A 15,350-nucleotide genomic window follows, 5' to 3' on the forward strand; every position below is an offset into this window, starting at 1 on the left:
GGCTGAGTAGGCCCACCCCCCGTCAGGTCGAATGCTGTAGAACCACAGCACAAACCTCAACTGCTCGGGGGTGAACTGCCAGGGCTCGCCCGCCCTGTCTCCATCCGGCTGGACAATGAACTTTTGGGCCCAACGAATGATCTGGTAGCCCAACGTCTCATTAGGCTTTGGGACCCCTGCGGGCAGATTGCCTGTCTGCAAGGATCACCGCCTATCTAGGAGCCGTTCAGCAGCTTGTAAAGCTCCTCATCCATGTCCATCTCTCCGGGCGCCTCAGGGGCAGCCGCGGGCTCGCCCTCGCCGGGCTTCTGGAAGGTCATTCGCAATCTCGCGCGGTCCTCGACGGTCGCGCCCCACTTGGCGACGCGCTGACGGATTTCCCCAGCTAGCTTCAAGTCGCCCAGGAATAGGCCGTCTACGAGCTTGGTCGTCAGCTCCAGTTCGGCCCAGTCGGTCTCTGTCCAAGCCGCTGTCTGAGGGGCAGTGCTCCAGGTCCGCCAGAAGCGCTTAGCTCCGGGGGTCGTGATGCCGAGCCCCTTGGGCAGCTCGCGGCCGGGCTGGGGCTCGGCCGGCAACGTCTGCGCGTTGGGGTGGACGTTGCGCCTCTGTGCGTTGTCCTTGGGGGCTGGTCCTCGTGTCATGGGAGCCGCACCCCCGAGAGGTCCACGTCCACGAGGTCCGCCAGGTCCTCGATCTCGAAGAGGGCGTCCTGACGCCAACCCCGCTTGCGCTGAGCCCTGTTGGGCTGGTCAGCGGCCCTCAGCCGAGGGCCTTCGGGCTCGTCCTGGCCCTCATGCATTGGTGCATCACTTCCCTGCGGTAACAACAACGAAGGCCCCTCCTCGGGGGCCTGGTGGTGGTCTAGTCGGCAGGTCTCGAACCTGCGGCCTCCGGGTCCCAAACCCGGCGCTCTGCCTACTGAGCTACGACCAGAGGGGGACTCGGGCCCGTTACGGCTACGGGTGCCTTGCTCCAAGTCCCTGCTGAGCCGGTTGGAGTCGAACCAACATCCCCCGGTTTTGGAGACCGGTGCTCTCCCAATTGAGCTACGTCCCACTGACGGCAGGGTGCCGGCGACCGCGTTACCCCTGCCTGGTGAATCTGGTTGGACTCGAACCAACGGCACCAGGATTAAGAGTCCCGTGCTCTACCAACTGAGCTACAGATTCAAAGTGGCGAGAACCGGGCTCGAACCGGTGACCTCCGGGTTATGAGCCCGGCGCGCTTCCAACTGCGCCATCCCGCTAAGTGGCCAAGGAACTAGGCGGGGACTCGAACCCCCGGAGGCCAACCCACGCCGTACGCCGACGCTCCACATACCCCAGTGGTCTGCCCGTTCCCTTGCTGACATGGCTGGACTCGAACCAGCAACCGGAGGATTAACAGTCCCCTGCTCTGCCATTGAGCTACACGTCATTAGACCGGCGGGCCGTACGGTAATCCGCCATCCCCGTTGTTCCGGTCTGTGGGCTCGGGCAACCACCCCGAGCCCTGTATGCCCCCGCTGAGACTCTTAGACACCGTTTCTTTTGGCCTGGGGTGGTCGTTGGTCAGTGCATGGCAGACCTGGTCCAGCGGCTGGTACCGGACGTGTTGTGGGAGCTGTTTCGCCGGGTGGTACCTCCTACGGAGGTCATACGTCCCCAGGGCGGGGGCCGACGACGGGCGGGCGACCGCGAGACGTTGGCGGCGATCATCTTCGTGGCCACGTCGGGCTGCACCTGGCGGCAACTCCCGCCGGTCTTCGGCCCGGCGTGGCCCACGGTCTACCGGCGCTTCGCGCAGTGGAGCCGTGCCCGCGTCTGGGCCAGGCTGCACCGCGTCATCCTCGACGAACTCGGCGCGCTCGGTGAGCTGGACTGGTCCCGATGTGCAATCGACTCGGTAAGCGTCAGGGCCGCAAAAGGGGGCTACTGACGGGACCGAATCCGACCGATCGCGGCAAGCCGGGATCGAAGATCCACCTGATCACCGACCGAAAAGGACTGCCCCTGTCCCTGGGCATCTCCGCAGCCAACCTGCACGACAGTCAGGGCCTGGTGCCGCTCGTACGAGGCATACCGCCGATCCGGTCCCGCCGGGGCCCGCGTCGCAGGCGACCTGGGAAACTCCATGGCGACAAGGGATACGACTACGACCACCTGCGCCGATGGCTCCGCAGCCGCGGCATACGCCACCGCATCGCCCGCAAAGGCATCGAATCCTCACAACGACTCGGCCGCCACCGATGGGTGGTCGAGCGAACGGTGTCCTGGCTGGCAGGCTGCCGCCGTCTCCACCGCCGCTACGAGCGCAAGCCCGAGCACTTCCTGGCCTTCGTGGGCATCGCTGCCCTCCTCATCGGCAATCGGCGCCTCACACGGATCCGATAACTCACTGGTCAGAGGTGTTCCCCTCGGTCAGGATTCGCTCATGGACGAGCCAGCCACCATCGCCTGGAAGTACGCGGCGAACCTCATCTGCGAGGAAGACCTGCCCATGTTGGCGGCCCACCTACTGGCTGCCGGCCACGACTCTCCTTCACTGCGCGACCTGGCCGGCCGTTCCCGGCGCGAGCACCCAGCAGAGATCCGCCAGCTCTTCGGGCACACCATGGAGGAGCTCGGGATCCAGATCCCGGACTGCGAGACCGCTGAACGCTGCCTCCTGCATCACATGGCGACAGAGCTGACCGCCGGTGCCTTGTCACCGAAGATGGCCGCAGATCGAGTCTGGCAGGGGATCGAGGCGTTGACAGATCCTGAGCGGGAGTTCGTGGCGGCCGTGGGCCTGGAGTACCACCTCGACTTCATGTCCCCCGAAGAGATCCGGGCCTGGGAGAACGCTGTACGCCGAGCCGCAAAGACTCTGGCTGGAACAGCCTTCCCACACCCGCAGTGACACCAGCCACGGCCACGCCCACCACTCACCAGCAGCCAGCCCTCACGCACACCAAAAGAAACGACCTCTTACGCGGCCCTGCCGCTGGTCCCGGTCATCCGCATACTTCCCAGCTCCAAGCGCTTCCTACCGGATTCGAACCGGCAGCCGTCCGCTCGACAGGCGGGTGCTCTGACCGTTGAGCTAAGGAAGCATGAGGCGCGTTGCGGGATTCGAACCCGCGTTGCCGGGTCACCCCCGGAGTCCTGAGCCACTAGACGAAACGCGCGTCTCCTCCATCACCTGATCAGGGCGAGTTTCAGAGACAGGGGAGCTACCCCACTTCAGCGGACAGGTGCACGCCGCCTAAGTCGTGCTTTAAGCCCTCAGGAAAGGGCGCCTGTCCTCGTTGACCATCCCGGATTTGAACCAGGGACCCCCGCCTTATCAGGGCGGTGCTCTAACCGGACTGAGCTAATGGCCAGGGTGGTGCTACGTCTGCCGGCGGTCCTCTGCCGACTTCTCCTTGTGGCAGTCGTGGCAGAGGGTCTGTGCGTTGCCGAGCGTCCATGTGCCCCCCTTGGCGATGGGGGTGATGTGGTCGACTTCAAGCCGTTCTCTGGCCCCACAGCGGACACACGCGAAGCCGTCACGGACCAGAGCCCGCGGGCGGACTTGGCGGCCCCAGGCCCTCAAAACAGCGGGTGCGGTCTGGTTTCTGGCGCTCTTACGAGCCCAGGCGCGCTCAACTGGCGCGTGATCGACGCACCTTCCCGCCCTCGCGGTTCGCTGAACACACCCGGTCACGAGGCAGATTGAGGCGGCTCTAGGCATGCTCACCGCCTCTTGTTCGATTGTCGTTCGAATTCACAGAACAAACCGGGTCTACTCGGTGGTAGCCGATGGGTTAGGTTTGGCTAAGTCCTTACGCCAACACCCTTGAGTGGTAGCCCCGGCGGCTTCTAGTCTGGCGCCGGGGCTACCTCCCCAACTGGCTCTCTACCTGGCGCCTTCGCGACAGGGAGACTCAACAGAGGGGCAGAGTTGTGATCGTCCGACTACGTAAGTGGAGGTAGTTAGTCCAGTCACCTCAACACTGTGTTGAAAGTCGTAGTGGCTAGATCTATCTAAGCTCTTCTCTCTTGGCTCTCACTAGGTATGTACGTGTCCTCTGAGAGCAGACCGGACGGTCTCGTAGGGATCTGAGACCTGGATCACACTGGCTTAGAATTTGCCTGTGTTGGGCGGCTGGAGCCCGGTAGAGTGCTGACAGTCCCCACCTCTCTGCCGCTGCGAGGGTCGGCGGACCTAACAAGGAAACGAGTAGAGGAATCGAATGAGGCCGCGACTGCTTCCCGATAATGCGAAACTTCTGATGCTGGAAGCCGCAGGGATGTCGCACGCTCAGATTGCCGCCGAATACAAAGTTTCCCGCCAGGCTGTAACTAAGCGGTTCAATGACATGGGCGAATACTCGCAGGCGTCCAATCGGGAAGTTACCGCCGTGCTCCCCTGGGATCTCAGCTCTCACCCCGCTAAGGGCCGCCTGAAGGACTCGGAAGAGTATTTGGGGCTGCGCGCGTTCCTCCGGGAGCGCATGAGCCTGCCCGTGTCGCCTCGGTCCAAGCTGGCCCTGAAGATCTTCATGAACCACATGGAGCGTGGGGAAGTCCTCGACCTCGACCAGGTCAGGGGCGTGAGGTACGTGCGGCGCGAGGAGAGAGATGGGTCACTGGTCATCCGGTGGCCTGAGGGCGTCCCGCAGGACGAGCGGATGGCCCTGTTCCGCCTGACCCCAGCTCACGAGGCGTCTTCACCCTAAGTGACACTCTGTCTAACAGTGTTTGGCCCGAGCAGGTATGACCCTGCCGGGCCTCTTTTGGTTGTACCAGGGGAAACGCTTTCCGATGTGAAGTACGTCACACCAATATTCACGGTTGCTTCACAGGTTGCAGGACGTAACCTCTGAGTCACCGGGTGAGCGATCGCACGGACGTTCGACCGGTAGGCAAGAGAGGTCAGGGGGCGTGGGGCTAATGATCTTGGGGGCGGTCTGTCAACGGCAGACGCGCGCCGAGCTGCGGCGCGCTATCGGGGAGGCTCCCGTACTGAGGCGGGCAGACGTGTACGCGTCTGAGGGCCTACGCGTCACGCGTGTGGCTACGCCTACGGTCGGGGCCTACTTCGTCATCACCGAGTCGGATTCTCTGGTTCCTGAGGACGTATCGGCCCTGGTCCAGATCAGCGCGGAACTTAGGTCTCCTTGGCGAAACCGGGTTGTCGAAACGGACTCCTACGATCACCCTCACAAATGGTTCCCGTTGTCTACAAAGTTCTGGGTGCATGTGGTGCACCCTGAGTTGCAACCCGATTGGGAGGCTCATGAGCGACCGTTTTTCTGTGCTGGCAACCATGACAAGGTCCGTCAGTCAAGCCGAGCAGTACGACAAGTGCCCGCATCAGTACGAGCTTCTGCGGCTTAGGGAGGTCAAACCTCGTCCGGCTGCCTGGTCTCATCAGGGGACGGCTTTTCACAGCGCCATCGAGGCGTACGAAGAGGGCGGCAGAAGGCTCACCGCGGATGAGGCAGCGAACGTGTTCCACGTCGAGTACGTGGCTGCCACGAAGCGCGCCCTGGCGGACGAGCCCAACCTAGACCGGTGGATGACCGCCGGCACTGATGGGCAATCGGACATCGAGGCTAGGTACGTCCTCGGGGTGGAGCAGACGAGGGCGTACGTCAGGTGGGCCGAGGAGCACAAGCCTTCCATCTGGAAGGATCCCGCCGGCAAGCCGGGCATCGAAAGGCACTTGACAGCTGACATCGGTGGTGTCACTGTCCAGGGCTACGTAGACCAGCTCCTGAACCGATCGAACAACTCGGTCCGGGTGCGGGATCTCAAGACGGGCTCGACCAAGAGCAAGTTCCAGCTTCAGACGTACGGCGTCCTGGTGCGCAAGGTTCTGGGGGTGGAGGTCAACGACGCTGACTGGTACATGGCCAAGACGGGTGGCCTGTCCAGGCCCGTGGACCTCAGGGAGGTCACGGAGGACGACGTAGCCGAGAGGTTCGTGAAGCTCGACCAGGGCGTGAAAGCGGGGAACTTCCCGCCTGTCCCTGGCTTTCACTGCCGATTCTGCGATGTATCACATGCCTGCACATCGAGACGCGGGTAACAGGATTGCCAGGAAACAACCGCTGGCATATGCTGAAAGTGGAAGGACGGCCCCTCAGGGGGCATTTTTTCGCCCTAGTAAGTTGCCCCCTGGGTGGGAGTGAAAGGGAGGTGGGACGATGTTCAGCCTTGCTCAGTCGGTAAGGATTAGGGGGGCCGCAGGTGAACCGATCCCAAACCCGTTCAAGTCGCTCAAGCGGCTAGAGGTCGAGTTCCGCCGGGCGGAGCTTTCTCTAGTCGTTGCCGGCCCCGGGACGGGAAAAAGTCTCTTCGCGCTGTTCCTGGCGATGATGGCTAACATCCCTGTCCTGTACTTCTCTGCTGACTCAAGCTCTGCAACTCAAGTGGCCAGAGCTACAGCGATGATCACCGGAGAGGACGCCAAGGGCATCAAAGATGCCTTGACTGAAGGTGACTTTTCCGAGTACGAGGACGCTCTAGGAAAACGCTGGTGGACTCGGTTCAACTTCTCGGCTAGGCCCACTCAGCAGGAACTTGAGCTTCACCTCTTGTGCTATCTGGAGGTGTACGGATGCACTCCACATCTTCTCGTCGTCGACAATGTAACGAACGTCGACACCGGGGCAGTAGGGGATGCAGAGGCATATACCTTCGGTCTGGAGGGGTTGTGCGAATATCTCTCCGAGATGGCGAGGGCGACAAACGCTCACGTGCTCGGTCTCCACCATGTGACAGGACCGCACTCCGACGGCTTGACCCCCATCCCGCTCAGCGGAGTAAAGGGCCAGGTTCATCGGGTCCCGTCGCTCATCATGACGATTCATAAGGAGGTTGACGGCATGAACAGCCGGATCCTCCATGCCTCGCCTGTAAAGAACCGAGAGGGCTTTGAGGACTCCTCTGGGGGCACCTTCGCTAGCTTCCGGCTCAACCGCTCGAATCTGCGGTTGGAGGAGCTTGACGAAGAGCTTCCGGTTTCTTTCGCTGGTTAATAAGTTGCCCCCTGGGTAGGAAAGGCGTACCTTAAAAATGGAAAGCACGAAGACAGCTCAGGTCATCCGGGGCGGGTTCAGGGCAGATCGAGAGTTTGGCTTCGCCCTCGCGAGCCGATTCCCGGACCTGGACCTCTCTGAGGTGGACACGGAAGGCGTGGCAATGGTCATCGAGATCGGTGACGTGCGCCGCCTCAACGTCTTCCAGCTTTCCAGGGTCCTCGTGGGGGCCGCCAAGGGTGGAGTGAAGACGGCAGTCATTCACTTCCCCGGCAAGGGGCTGAGCACGGCAATCCCGCTGTTCAACCTGTTCGCCATGGTGGACGAGACCGCCCGACTTAAGGAACTCCGCAGGCTGGAGGCGGCCATACGAACGGGGGCTTAATGGCCGAACCCCGCAAGGGATTTCGGGAGTGCACGAAGTGCGGGAAGAACAGGTCTGAGAGGTTCTTTACCTCCTCTCGGGGGAAGGTCTGTTCTTCCTGTCGCAAGTCCAACCGCCGGCAGGCCGCTCGAAACGCTCGCATCCAAGCGACGTACGGACTCTCTGCCGACGACTACAAGCGCCTCTTTGAGGCGCAGGGCGGCAGATGTGCAATCTGCCGAGAAACGCGCAAGACCAATTTGGCCGTGGACCACTGTCACAAGACAGATGCGATTCGCGGCCTTCTTTGTGCCCGCTGCAATGGGCAGCTCCTAGCGCGGGGGGCTAGGGACCGCCCAGAGGTATTGCGGCGGGCCGCCGATTACCTAGAGGACTACCCGGCTTGGAAAGTCCTCGGACCTCGATACACCTACGAAAAGGGAAATGGCCATGGCTGAGGCCAAGCGCACGATCATTGAGCAGGAAGTCACCGAGACGAAGAAGGTGCCGGCGGTCACCCTGACGCTCACCATCGAGGAGGCCGAAACTCTTATGGCGGTCGGCTCCCGTATCGCTGGCGACCGCTACAAGAGCCCGCGGCGACACTACGAGTCCGTTGTCACGGCGCTGTCCAAGGCGGGTGTTCGGGACTTCACGGCGGGTGGCGCGCACCCGTACAAGCACCTCACCGGTAACGGTCTTTCCTTCTCGGTGGAGCCGCTGAAGCGGCCGGGTACGGACTGGGCTCTGAGCTTCTGATGAGCGACACGAGCGCGGGCTATGGCCCGTCCTACTCGCGGCAGTGGCGCGGAAATCACCACATGTGGCAGGCCGCAGCCCGCAAGTACGACTTTCCGGTGACGACGTACAAGGTTGGTCCGAATGGTGAGCGAAAGCTCATCGAGACCACCAATCGCTAGAGTCCTCGCCCACTTCTACGGGTTTGAGACGAAGGCCACGAGGGGGCGGGTGAAAATCGCTTGCCCCCTCCCTTCGCATCCGGACTCCAATCCATCAGCGTCGGTGGATCTCGACAGGAACCGATGGAACTGCTTCGCGTGCAACCTATCGGAAGACTCATACGCCGTAATCATGAGGGAGGAAGGTATTGGCTTCACTGAAGCCAAAGAACGCGCACATACCCAATTCGGTGGAGACAGCGAAGCGGTACCACCAGACGTATCAGGGAAGCCCGGCCGAGAAGTACATAGCAGCTCGGGGACTCGAAGAGGTCGCAACCAGGTTCGGCCTAGGCTTCGTGGATTCGGCTCAACCTGGTCATGAGCGCTATGCGGGAAGCCTCTGCATCCCTTACCTCCGTCCTGCTGGGGGAGAGGACGGAGTAGCGACATGCCGCTTCCGCTGCATAGCTGACGAGTGCGTCAAGGGTGCTGACGGCCTCTACCTCTTCCAGAAGGGCGAGAAGGAACGCCACCAGGGCCACGGCAAGTACCTGAGCCTCCCTGGGGATCCTCCGAGGCTCTACAACACTCCTGCCTTGATCGAGCCCAGCCCGTTCCTGGTGGTGGTTGAAGGCGAGTTCGACGCGCAGTCGTGGGCCGTCGTGGGGGTGCCAGCGGTTGGAGCCCCCGGCACCGGTACATGGCGGGACTACTGGACGCCTGCGCTGCTCGGTTACGAGGTGGTCTACCTGATAGCCGAGGACGAACCCGGGTTGGTCTTCATGGACGGCCTAGCGGCCGATCTGCCCAACGGCAAGGTCATCAAGACTGATGGGGACTCGAATCAAATCCTCATCAGCCAGGGGCCTGAATCGCTGAAGAGAAGGATTGGGCTGTGAACGCTGGCCAAAAGGTCGTGATCACCTCAGGGCCTTACTTGGGGAAGCGAGGACGGATAGCCAGTGTCCGAAACCCGACGCAGCTAACCCCGTACAGCTATTACGTCAAGGTGTATGGCTCTGTCGCCCGTTACGTCTGGTTCAAGGAAGGTGAAGTGAAGGCGGATCCTGTCCAGAGTGACCCGATCGGAAAGGCCGATACGGTCAACCATCCCGGGCATTACACATGGCTTCCGAACGGAATTGAGGTCATCGACCTCACGGAACACATGAACTTCAACCGCGGAAACGCGGTGAAGTACCTAGCCCGAGCCGGGCGAAAGACCAAAGCAACTGAGTTGGAAGACCTGCGCAAAGCGCGCTGGTACATCGACCGCGAGATATCCCGAATGGAGAACGCCCAGTGAGCATTGCCCTGACTGACGAGCAGGTTCTTTCGACCCTCCGTGACGTGTCGGATGAGAGCCCGGAGAAGGTTTACGAGGCCCCCGCCCACCTTCAGGACGAGTGGGGTTCCTGCTACTACGTCCACACCGACGAGGACGGCAACCAGTCGGCTGGCTGCATCGTCGGCGCTGTCCTTCACCGCCTGGGCGTCCCCCTGTTGGACCTCCGAAAGGTGGAGACCTACGGGGCTGATGCGGCGTTCCCGCTTCTGGAGATCAAGGGGGTTAGCTCGCAGGTCAAGAGCTTCCTCCGTCATGTGCAGGGCAAGCAGGACCGGGGCCAGACCTGGGGCAAGGCCGTGCGCGATGGCCTCGAAGACTTCAACGAAATCTCTGGGACCTCCCTGACTCTCCCGGAGAAGGCAGCGTGAAGCGAGCTGTCGTGGGGATTGGGGCCGCTCTGGCGGCCCTTTCTATTTCCGCCTGTTCTTCCAGCCCGCTGGTTCCCGTCGAACAGAGGGAAAAGGGTTCCGCAGAAATCTACGTCATGCCTGACGACTTCCCGGATGTCGCCTCAAAGTGCGACGGCCACGGGAACCGGATCTTCGTCTCTGAGGACGGAGAGAAGGCGGGCTATGACATCGCGGCTGTTGCAGATCCGAAGTGCTTCAAGAAGGGGACGAACCGATGACCGCTGCGGTAGCGATCACTGACGACCAGGCACTTGCGACGCTTCGTGAAGTCGTCGCTGAGCGACCGGAGTACGTGTATTCGGCGCCTGCGTACATGCAGGAGATTCAAGACGGAGAGGACCCGTCGTGCTTCTACGTCCACAAGGACGAGGACGGTTCCATAGTCGCTGCCGGCTGCGCTGTGGGAGTCGTCCTCAACCGGCTCGGTCTGCCGCTTGAGGAGTTGGTAAAGCACGAGGGCAAGACGGCTTACCAGCTCGTCAACACGGCTCCGGTAGAGGTCACCACCAAGACCAGAGACCTCCTGAACCGCATGCAGACGCACCAGGACAGTGGCGACCCGTGGGGCCTGGCCTATGCGAAGACGACGGGGGAGACCATTTGAAAAAAGTAGTAGTCATATCGGACCTTCAGGTTCCCTACCAGGATCAGCGGGCCCTGAACAACCTGATCCAATTCATCGGGGATTATCAGCCCGACGAGCTGTATCAGATCGGGGACCTGAACGACTATGAGACGCCCTCGCGTTGGAACGAGGGCACACGGTACGAGTACCGGCAGCAAGTCAGAAGTGATTCCGACGTGACGAAGAAGAGGTTCCTTGAGCCGATCAGGGCCGTCTATGACGGCCCCTTCGGAATCCTGGAGGGGAACCACGACCTTCGCCCGCGAACGTACCTTTCTGCCAAGGCCCCGGCTCTGGCCGAGTATGCTGATGACTTCCATTTCTCCAAGCTCTTGGAGTTCGACGCCTTCGGTATCGACCTCACTCCGCCCTTCCACAAGGTCGGGCCGGACACGGGCCTGATCCACGGCCATGAGATCAAGGGCCTGTCGAGCATCGCGGGAACGACCGCCTACGGTCACGCGAGCAAGGCAACCATGAATCTCGTCATGGGCCACACTCACCGCCTGGGCGTCCGCCGGCACGGCCCTTCGCATCTCGGGGGAATGCGTTGGGGCTTCGAGGTGGGCCACCTCATGGACCCGAGGAAGGCTCAGTATTTGGGGCCTGGCGCCGTAGCCAACTGGCAAGCCGGTTTCGGCATTCTCTACGTCGGAGATCACGAAGTATCCCCCTATCCCGTAGATGTGCGCCGGGATGGCTCTTTCGTCGTGGAAGGCGTGCGCTACGGCAAGCTCGTTCGTGGCGCTGGGGGGCGCTTTGCAAAGAAGGGGGGCACCACGTGACCGAGGTCGATTGGGCCTACGTGGCGGATATCGCTGACAAGGCGGCTCGATCCATCGCTTCGGCGTGGAGCGTGGTGGAGAAGGACGACGTGAAGCAGGCCATCCTTCTTCACGCCTACGAACGTCGAACGCTCATCGAGAAGAACTACACAGACACGTTTTTGTGGCAGTTCGCTAAGAAGGCCGGAACCCAGTACGCCTCAAAGGAGCGCGACGCGCGAGACGTTGAGGATGGGAATTACTACTACACGCCCGATGAAGCGAAGTTGGCCCTAGCCACCTTCGTCTACTCAGACGATGAGCTTGGTCAGATGCTCGGGCGAGAGGATGACCTTCTCGCCTGCCGCATCACAGACAATCTCGTCTCCGCTCGACTCGATGCCTCCTTGGCGCTCAACAGGCTGCCCGCTAAGACGCGGGAGGTACTCATGCGCCGCTACGTCTTCGGAATTCCTCCGAAGGACGACACGGAGCGCAAGGCGAGCAACCGCGGGCTCGATGTGTTGGCCCGTCAGATGAACCGTGACCTACGAAAGGTGACTGCATGACTTCATTTCCAACTGAGACCGCGAGGACGGTTTATGAGCGTACGTACTCCCGTGTGAAGCCCAACGGCCAGCAGGAGACATGGGAGGAGACCGTTGAGCGGGTAGTAGACGGCAACCTTGCCCTTGTCCCGGTGCGGTACGCGGAGGAGGGCGAGCGGGCTGCGCTGCTCGACCTGATCGGCTCCTTCAAGGTGCTGCCGGCGGGGAGGCATCTCAAGAGTTCGGGTGTCGCACCCTTCGCCCTGAACAACTGTTGGGCGGCAGGCTGGGACAGCAGCAAGCCTGAGGAGCACTTCACGTTTAGCCTGTTGCGGCTGGCTGAGGGTGGAGGCGTGGGAGCCAACTACAGCTCCCGGTACTTCGAGGGCTTCCCCGAGCTGGTCATCCCGGTAGAGGTCCACATCGTCTGTGACCCGGACCATGCTGACTTCCTTGACCTCGTTGAGGCCGGTCTGATCAGTACCGAGTACAGCCACGAGTGGACTGGGGCCTATCAGGTCCAGGACAGTCGCGAGGGCTGGGCTGAGGCCCTGGGAGACCTCATACGGACGGCACACGACCCGGTTACGCGTCACGCAGCTCGGGTCTACGACGTGAGCCGCGTACGGGCCAAGGGGACGCCTCTCAAGGCGTTCGGGGGGACTGCGAGTGGCCCGGAACCCTTCGGCCGCATGCTCAAGGCCGTGGGCCTGGTGCTCAAGGACGGCCATGGTCGGCCGCTCCACGGCATCGACGCCATGCGGATTGACCACGAAATCGCTCAGTGCATCGTCTCTGGTGGTGTCCGTCGGTCGGCCCGTATGTCGATCATGCATTGGCGTGATCCGCTCATCTGGACGTTCCTGCGGATCAAGGCGGAGGGAGGACACTGGACGACGAATGTATCGGTCGAGATTGACGATGACTTTATTCGCCTCCTCCCCAAGATGTCGTCTCCGTCCATGCCAATCCTTCGCGAGATCGCAGCCGGAATGCTTAGGAACGGCGAGCCCGGTATTTGGAATTCAAGCCTGACGGCAGAGGGGGAGGTTGATGGAACGTACACGACTAACCCTTGTGGCGAAGCAACCCTGACCCCGTGGGAGCCATGCAATCTCGGTTCTGTGAACCTCGGTGCATTCGTCAGTGATGACGGAGAGGTTGACTGGACAGGGCTTGAGCTGGCGCACCGCTATCTGACTCGATATCTGATCCGTGCGACCTTTGCGAAGGTGTCCGACCCCAAGTCGGAGGCGGCCATTGCGAGGTATCGCCGTATCGGTGTGGGGCATCTGGGTTTCGCTGACTTCCTGGTGAAGCGTGGCATCAAGTATTCCGAGGCAGGCGGGTCGGATTATGTGGGCTGGGATCTGGCCGATCTCGCTTACGCAGTCGACAAGGCTGCTGCCGAGTATGCGCGTGTCCTCCGCATCCCCGTGCCGATCAAGACTCGGGACGTTGCTCCCACGGGGACGACGAGCAAGCTGGCCGGCACCAGCGGCGAGGCCGCACACGCACCGTTTGCCGGGCACTTCAAGCGCCGTATCCGTTTCTCTGATCTTGAGCCCTCCGAAAAGGCTCAGGTGGAGGAGTACAGGCGGAGGGGTTATCACGTGGAGCCGGACAGGAACGCGGCCAATACCTCTGTCGTCACCATCCCGACTAAGGACCCACTTGCCGAGATGGAGTGTTTCGAGCATGCGGGAGATCTGAGCCTTCGAGACATGCTGTCGGTTCAGGCGCTCTATCAAGAGCACTGGGCAGATCAGGCGGTGTCTTACACGGTAAACGTCGACCCGCAGAAGTATTCGGTTGACGATCTCGTTGAGGCACTGGTGCCATTCCTCCCGAGGCTCAAAGGAACAACGGTCTTCCCGGAGCTTTCCTTTGAGCAGCCGCCTTATGAGCGGATCACTAAGGAAGAGTACGAAGACCTTGCTGCCGCAGTCGGCATCGAGGTTTCCGACACGTCCTATGACGAGATATGCGCCTCTGGCGCGTGTCCCATCTAGGACCTTCCTTTTGCCTAGTTAGTTGCCCCCTGGGCATCCCGATAACCGGAGAGAGCTGAATGAGCTTCCCGAACCCGTTTGATGGCCCCTCGCCCTGGGGAGAGCCGGACACTCCAAAGGAGAACAAGTCTATGACCGATGCTGTTGCCTCTGTCGCCCCCAACCCCTACAAGGTCGGGGTGACCCTCAAGGCCGCTGCCAGTTTCGAGGCCGAGTGGCTTACGCCCACGGTTTACGGCGCCACTGGTGACGAGACCGCAAAGCGCGTGGTCGAGCTGGTGAAGGCGCTTGCGGATAACGGCGTTATCGACATCGTCTCTCACGCGGCTGTGAAGATGCGCGAGACCCACCAGCCCACCGCCGGCAAGGGCAGCAACAACGTTCCCAAGACGTTCAGTGGCGGCAAGGTCCAGACGCAGCAGAGTTCCCCGGCGACTGATGGCGACTCCTGCCAGCACGGCCGAACCCTGCGGGAGGGCAACGGCAAGAACGGCCCTTGGGCGGCCCTCTTCTGCAGCGCACCGAAGGGCAGCCAGTGTGACCCGCTTTGGCGGCAGAAGGATGGCAGTTTCACGTAAGGGCTGATCGCTCTTTCAAGGCACCTCAGGGGGCCGGGGATTCCTCGGCCCCCTTTCCTTTGGAGTCATTCAGTGGCAGACATCACCACTCGGTCTGACGTAACCGTGAAGCTGGTCAACATCTCGGCCAACGATGCAATGGTTGCCAAGGCCGCACGAGTATCGACCATCGGTAAGCAGTCGGCTGCTGACGATCTGCCGACCGCGGGTCTTATCAACTTCCTCATACGTGACAGGCATGGGAGCCCTTTCGAGCACAACTCATTCACCTTCCTCATAGAGGCGCCGATCTTCGTTGCCCGAGAGCACATGAGGCACAGGGCGGGGTGGAGCTACAACGAGGAGAGCGGGCGTTACAAGGAGCTTGAGGGCTCCTTCTATGTACCTGCCGTGGATCGTCCTCTAGTACAGGTCGGCAAGCCTGGGGCCTATCAGTTCAGGCCCGGAGACACGGCCCAGGTGTCCTCTGTGCAAGGGAACTTCTGGAAGCTGTATTACAGCGCCTTCCAGCGATACAGAGGGATGCTCAAGCAGGGCATTGCACGTGAGGTTGCCCGCATGGTGCTCCCTGTCGGCACCTTCACGTCGTACTACGCGACGTGCAATGCCCGCTCGCTCATGCATTTCCTGAGCCTTCGCACCATCTCTGAGGACGCGCAGTTCCCGTCCTTCCCGCAACGGGAAATCGAGATGGTTGCTGAGCAGATGGAGCGGGAGTTCAAGGAATCCATGCCGCGTACGCATGCGGCCTTCGTCACGCATGGCCGCGTGGCGCCTTGAAGGGGGTACGGGGGGATTCGAAAGCTACTTG

Annotated in this window: 22 protein-coding genes and 8 tRNA genes; 19 read left to right on the forward strand and 11 right to left on the reverse strand. The window is 61.6% G+C overall.

Annotation, left to right across the window (positions count from 1 at the left end):
- Positions 1–215 precede the first annotated feature (215 nt).
- From ACFY5B_RS30290 to ACFY5B_RS30320, 7 genes are all read right to left on the reverse strand, one after another.
- On the reverse strand, positions 216–641 hold the full coding sequence (locus ACFY5B_RS30290; protein ID WP_389975388.1) for a hypothetical protein: 426 nt from the start codon (positions 639–641) through the stop codon (positions 216–218).
- On the reverse strand, positions 638–799 hold the full coding sequence (locus ACFY5B_RS30295; RefSeq protein ID WP_389975392.1) for a hypothetical protein: 162 nt from the start codon (positions 797–799) through the stop codon (positions 638–640). Before ACFY5B_RS30295 ends, ACFY5B_RS30290 begins: the two co-directional genes overlap by 4 nt.
- 58 nt (positions 800–857) lie before the next feature.
- Positions 858–933, reverse strand: a tRNA-Pro gene (locus ACFY5B_RS30300).
- Positions 934–983: 50 nt separating this feature from the next.
- Positions 984–1,056, reverse strand: a tRNA-Trp gene (locus ACFY5B_RS30305).
- Positions 1,057–1,093: 37 nt separating this feature from the next.
- Positions 1,094–1,169: transfer RNA gene (locus ACFY5B_RS30310), tRNA-Lys, on the reverse strand.
- A gap of 4 nt (positions 1,170–1,173) precedes the next feature.
- Positions 1,174–1,246, reverse strand: a tRNA-Met gene (locus ACFY5B_RS30315).
- Between the two features lie 98 nt (positions 1,247–1,344).
- Positions 1,345–1,416 (reverse strand) — tRNA-Asn (locus tag ACFY5B_RS30320).
- 141 nt (positions 1,417–1,557) lie between these two features.
- On the opposite strand from ACFY5B_RS30320, the gene ACFY5B_RS30325 reads away from it, so the two are divergent.
- Positions 1,558–2,372 (forward strand): IS5 family transposase gene (locus tag ACFY5B_RS30325; protein WP_389975395.1). Its coding sequence is split into 2 segments (ribosomal slippage): positions 1,558–1,905 and positions 1,908–2,372, totalling 813 coding nucleotides; the frame shifts between segments, so codons are not numbered across the junction.
- A 40-nt stretch (positions 2,373–2,412) separates the two neighbouring features.
- Positions 2,413–2,880, forward strand: coding sequence for a hypothetical protein (locus ACFY5B_RS30330; RefSeq protein WP_389975397.1), 468 nt, complete (start codon positions 2,413–2,415; stop codon positions 2,878–2,880).
- Between the two features lie 120 nt (positions 2,881–3,000).
- On the opposite strand, the gene ACFY5B_RS30335 is transcribed toward ACFY5B_RS30330, so the two are convergent.
- The 4 genes from ACFY5B_RS30335 to ACFY5B_RS30350 all read right to left on the reverse strand — a co-directional run bounded on the left by ACFY5B_RS30335 (position 3,001) and on the right by ACFY5B_RS30350 (position 3,693).
- Positions 3,001–3,073 (reverse strand) — tRNA-Asp (locus ACFY5B_RS30335).
- Between the two features lie 4 nt (positions 3,074–3,077).
- Positions 3,078–3,148: transfer RNA gene (locus ACFY5B_RS30340), tRNA-His, on the reverse strand.
- Positions 3,149–3,268: 120 nt separating this feature from the next.
- Positions 3,269–3,343 (reverse strand) — tRNA-Ile (locus ACFY5B_RS30345).
- Between the two features lie 8 nt (positions 3,344–3,351).
- The gene (locus tag ACFY5B_RS30350) at positions 3,352–3,693 is read right to left on the reverse strand and encodes an HNH endonuclease (RefSeq protein WP_389975400.1); all 342 of its coding nucleotides are present in this window, start codon (positions 3,691–3,693) and stop codon (positions 3,352–3,354) included.
- 541 nt (positions 3,694–4,234) lie between these two features.
- On the opposite strand from ACFY5B_RS30350, the gene ACFY5B_RS30355 reads away from it, so the two are divergent.
- The 17 genes from ACFY5B_RS30355 to thyX all read left to right on the forward strand — a co-directional run bounded on the left by ACFY5B_RS30355 (position 4,235) and on the right by thyX (position 15,319).
- Positions 4,235–4,681, forward strand: coding sequence for a hypothetical protein (locus ACFY5B_RS30355; RefSeq protein WP_389975403.1), 447 nt, complete (start codon positions 4,235–4,237; stop codon positions 4,679–4,681).
- A 560-nt stretch (positions 4,682–5,241) separates the two neighbouring features.
- Positions 5,242–6,036, forward strand: a complete 795-nt coding sequence (locus tag ACFY5B_RS30360; RefSeq protein ID WP_389975406.1) for a RecB family exonuclease — start codon at positions 5,242–5,244, stop codon at positions 6,034–6,036.
- A gap of 118 nt (positions 6,037–6,154) precedes the next feature.
- Positions 6,155–6,988 (forward strand): AAA family ATPase, encoded by an 834-nt coding sequence (locus tag ACFY5B_RS30365; RefSeq protein WP_389975409.1) that lies wholly within the window; start codon positions 6,155–6,157, stop codon positions 6,986–6,988.
- A 37-nt stretch (positions 6,989–7,025) separates the two neighbouring features.
- The gene (locus ACFY5B_RS30370) at positions 7,026–7,373 is read left to right on the forward strand and encodes a hypothetical protein (protein WP_389975412.1); all 348 of its coding nucleotides are present in this window, start codon (positions 7,026–7,028) and stop codon (positions 7,371–7,373) included.
- On the forward strand, positions 7,373–7,810 hold the full coding sequence (locus ACFY5B_RS30375; protein ID WP_389975415.1) for an endonuclease VII domain-containing protein: 438 nt from the start codon (positions 7,373–7,375) through the stop codon (positions 7,808–7,810). The genes ACFY5B_RS30370 and ACFY5B_RS30375 overlap by 1 nt, the downstream gene beginning before the upstream one ends.
- Positions 7,803–8,111 (forward strand): hypothetical protein, encoded by a 309-nt coding sequence (locus ACFY5B_RS30380; protein WP_389975419.1) that lies wholly within the window; start codon positions 7,803–7,805, stop codon positions 8,109–8,111. Before ACFY5B_RS30375 ends, ACFY5B_RS30380 begins: the two co-directional genes overlap by 8 nt.
- Before the next feature lie 123 nt (positions 8,112–8,234).
- Complete coding sequence (locus ACFY5B_RS30385) at positions 8,235–8,636, forward strand: CHC2 zinc finger domain-containing protein (protein ID WP_389975422.1); 402 nt, start codon at positions 8,235–8,237, stop codon at positions 8,634–8,636.
- Positions 8,560–9,153: a topoisomerase gene (locus ACFY5B_RS30390; protein WP_389975832.1), complete on the forward strand. Its 594-nt coding sequence runs from the start codon at positions 8,560–8,562 to the stop codon at positions 9,151–9,153. The genes ACFY5B_RS30385 and ACFY5B_RS30390 overlap by 77 nt, the downstream gene beginning before the upstream one ends.
- Positions 9,150–9,560: a DUF3310 domain-containing protein gene (locus tag ACFY5B_RS30395; RefSeq protein WP_389975425.1), complete on the forward strand. Its 411-nt coding sequence runs from the start codon at positions 9,150–9,152 to the stop codon at positions 9,558–9,560. The genes ACFY5B_RS30390 and ACFY5B_RS30395 overlap by 4 nt, the downstream gene beginning before the upstream one ends.
- Positions 9,557–9,970 (forward strand): hypothetical protein, encoded by a 414-nt coding sequence (locus ACFY5B_RS30400; protein ID WP_389975428.1) that lies wholly within the window; start codon positions 9,557–9,559, stop codon positions 9,968–9,970. The genes ACFY5B_RS30395 and ACFY5B_RS30400 overlap by 4 nt, the downstream gene beginning before the upstream one ends.
- Positions 9,967–10,230 (forward strand): hypothetical protein, encoded by a 264-nt coding sequence (locus ACFY5B_RS30405; protein ID WP_389975431.1) that lies wholly within the window; start codon positions 9,967–9,969, stop codon positions 10,228–10,230. The genes ACFY5B_RS30400 and ACFY5B_RS30405 overlap by 4 nt, the downstream gene beginning before the upstream one ends.
- The gene (locus tag ACFY5B_RS30410) at positions 10,227–10,616 is read left to right on the forward strand and encodes a hypothetical protein (protein ID WP_389975434.1); all 390 of its coding nucleotides are present in this window, start codon (positions 10,227–10,229) and stop codon (positions 10,614–10,616) included. The genes ACFY5B_RS30405 and ACFY5B_RS30410 overlap by 4 nt, the downstream gene beginning before the upstream one ends.
- Positions 10,613–11,422: a metallophosphoesterase gene (locus tag ACFY5B_RS30415; RefSeq protein WP_389975437.1), complete on the forward strand. Its 810-nt coding sequence runs from the start codon at positions 10,613–10,615 to the stop codon at positions 11,420–11,422. The genes ACFY5B_RS30410 and ACFY5B_RS30415 overlap by 4 nt, the downstream gene beginning before the upstream one ends.
- Positions 11,419–11,970 carry a hypothetical protein gene (locus ACFY5B_RS30420; protein WP_389975440.1) on the forward strand — a complete coding sequence of 184 codons (552 nt, stop codon included), beginning with the start codon at positions 11,419–11,421 and terminating at the stop codon, positions 11,968–11,970. Before ACFY5B_RS30415 ends, ACFY5B_RS30420 begins: the two co-directional genes overlap by 4 nt.
- Positions 11,967–13,961, forward strand: coding sequence for a ribonucleoside-triphosphate reductase, adenosylcobalamin-dependent (nrdJ, locus tag ACFY5B_RS30425; protein WP_389975443.1), 1,995 nt, complete (start codon positions 11,967–11,969; stop codon positions 13,959–13,961). The genes ACFY5B_RS30420 and nrdJ overlap by 4 nt, the downstream gene beginning before the upstream one ends.
- Before the next feature lie 131 nt (positions 13,962–14,092).
- The gene (locus ACFY5B_RS30430) at positions 14,093–14,539 is read left to right on the forward strand and encodes a hypothetical protein (RefSeq protein WP_389975446.1); all 447 of its coding nucleotides are present in this window, start codon (positions 14,093–14,095) and stop codon (positions 14,537–14,539) included.
- 138 nt (positions 14,540–14,677) lie between these two features.
- The gene (thyX, locus tag ACFY5B_RS30435; protein WP_389975835.1) at positions 14,678–15,319 is read left to right on the forward strand and encodes an FAD-dependent thymidylate synthase; all 642 of its coding nucleotides are present in this window, start codon (positions 14,678–14,680) and stop codon (positions 15,317–15,319) included.
- Positions 15,320–15,350 lie beyond the last annotated feature (31 nt).

Source organism: Streptomyces sp. NPDC013187 (genome assembly GCF_042899705.1).
GTDB classification, from domain to species: Bacteria; Actinomycetota; Actinomycetes; order Streptomycetales; family Streptomycetaceae; genus Streptomyces; species Streptomyces hawaiiensis_A.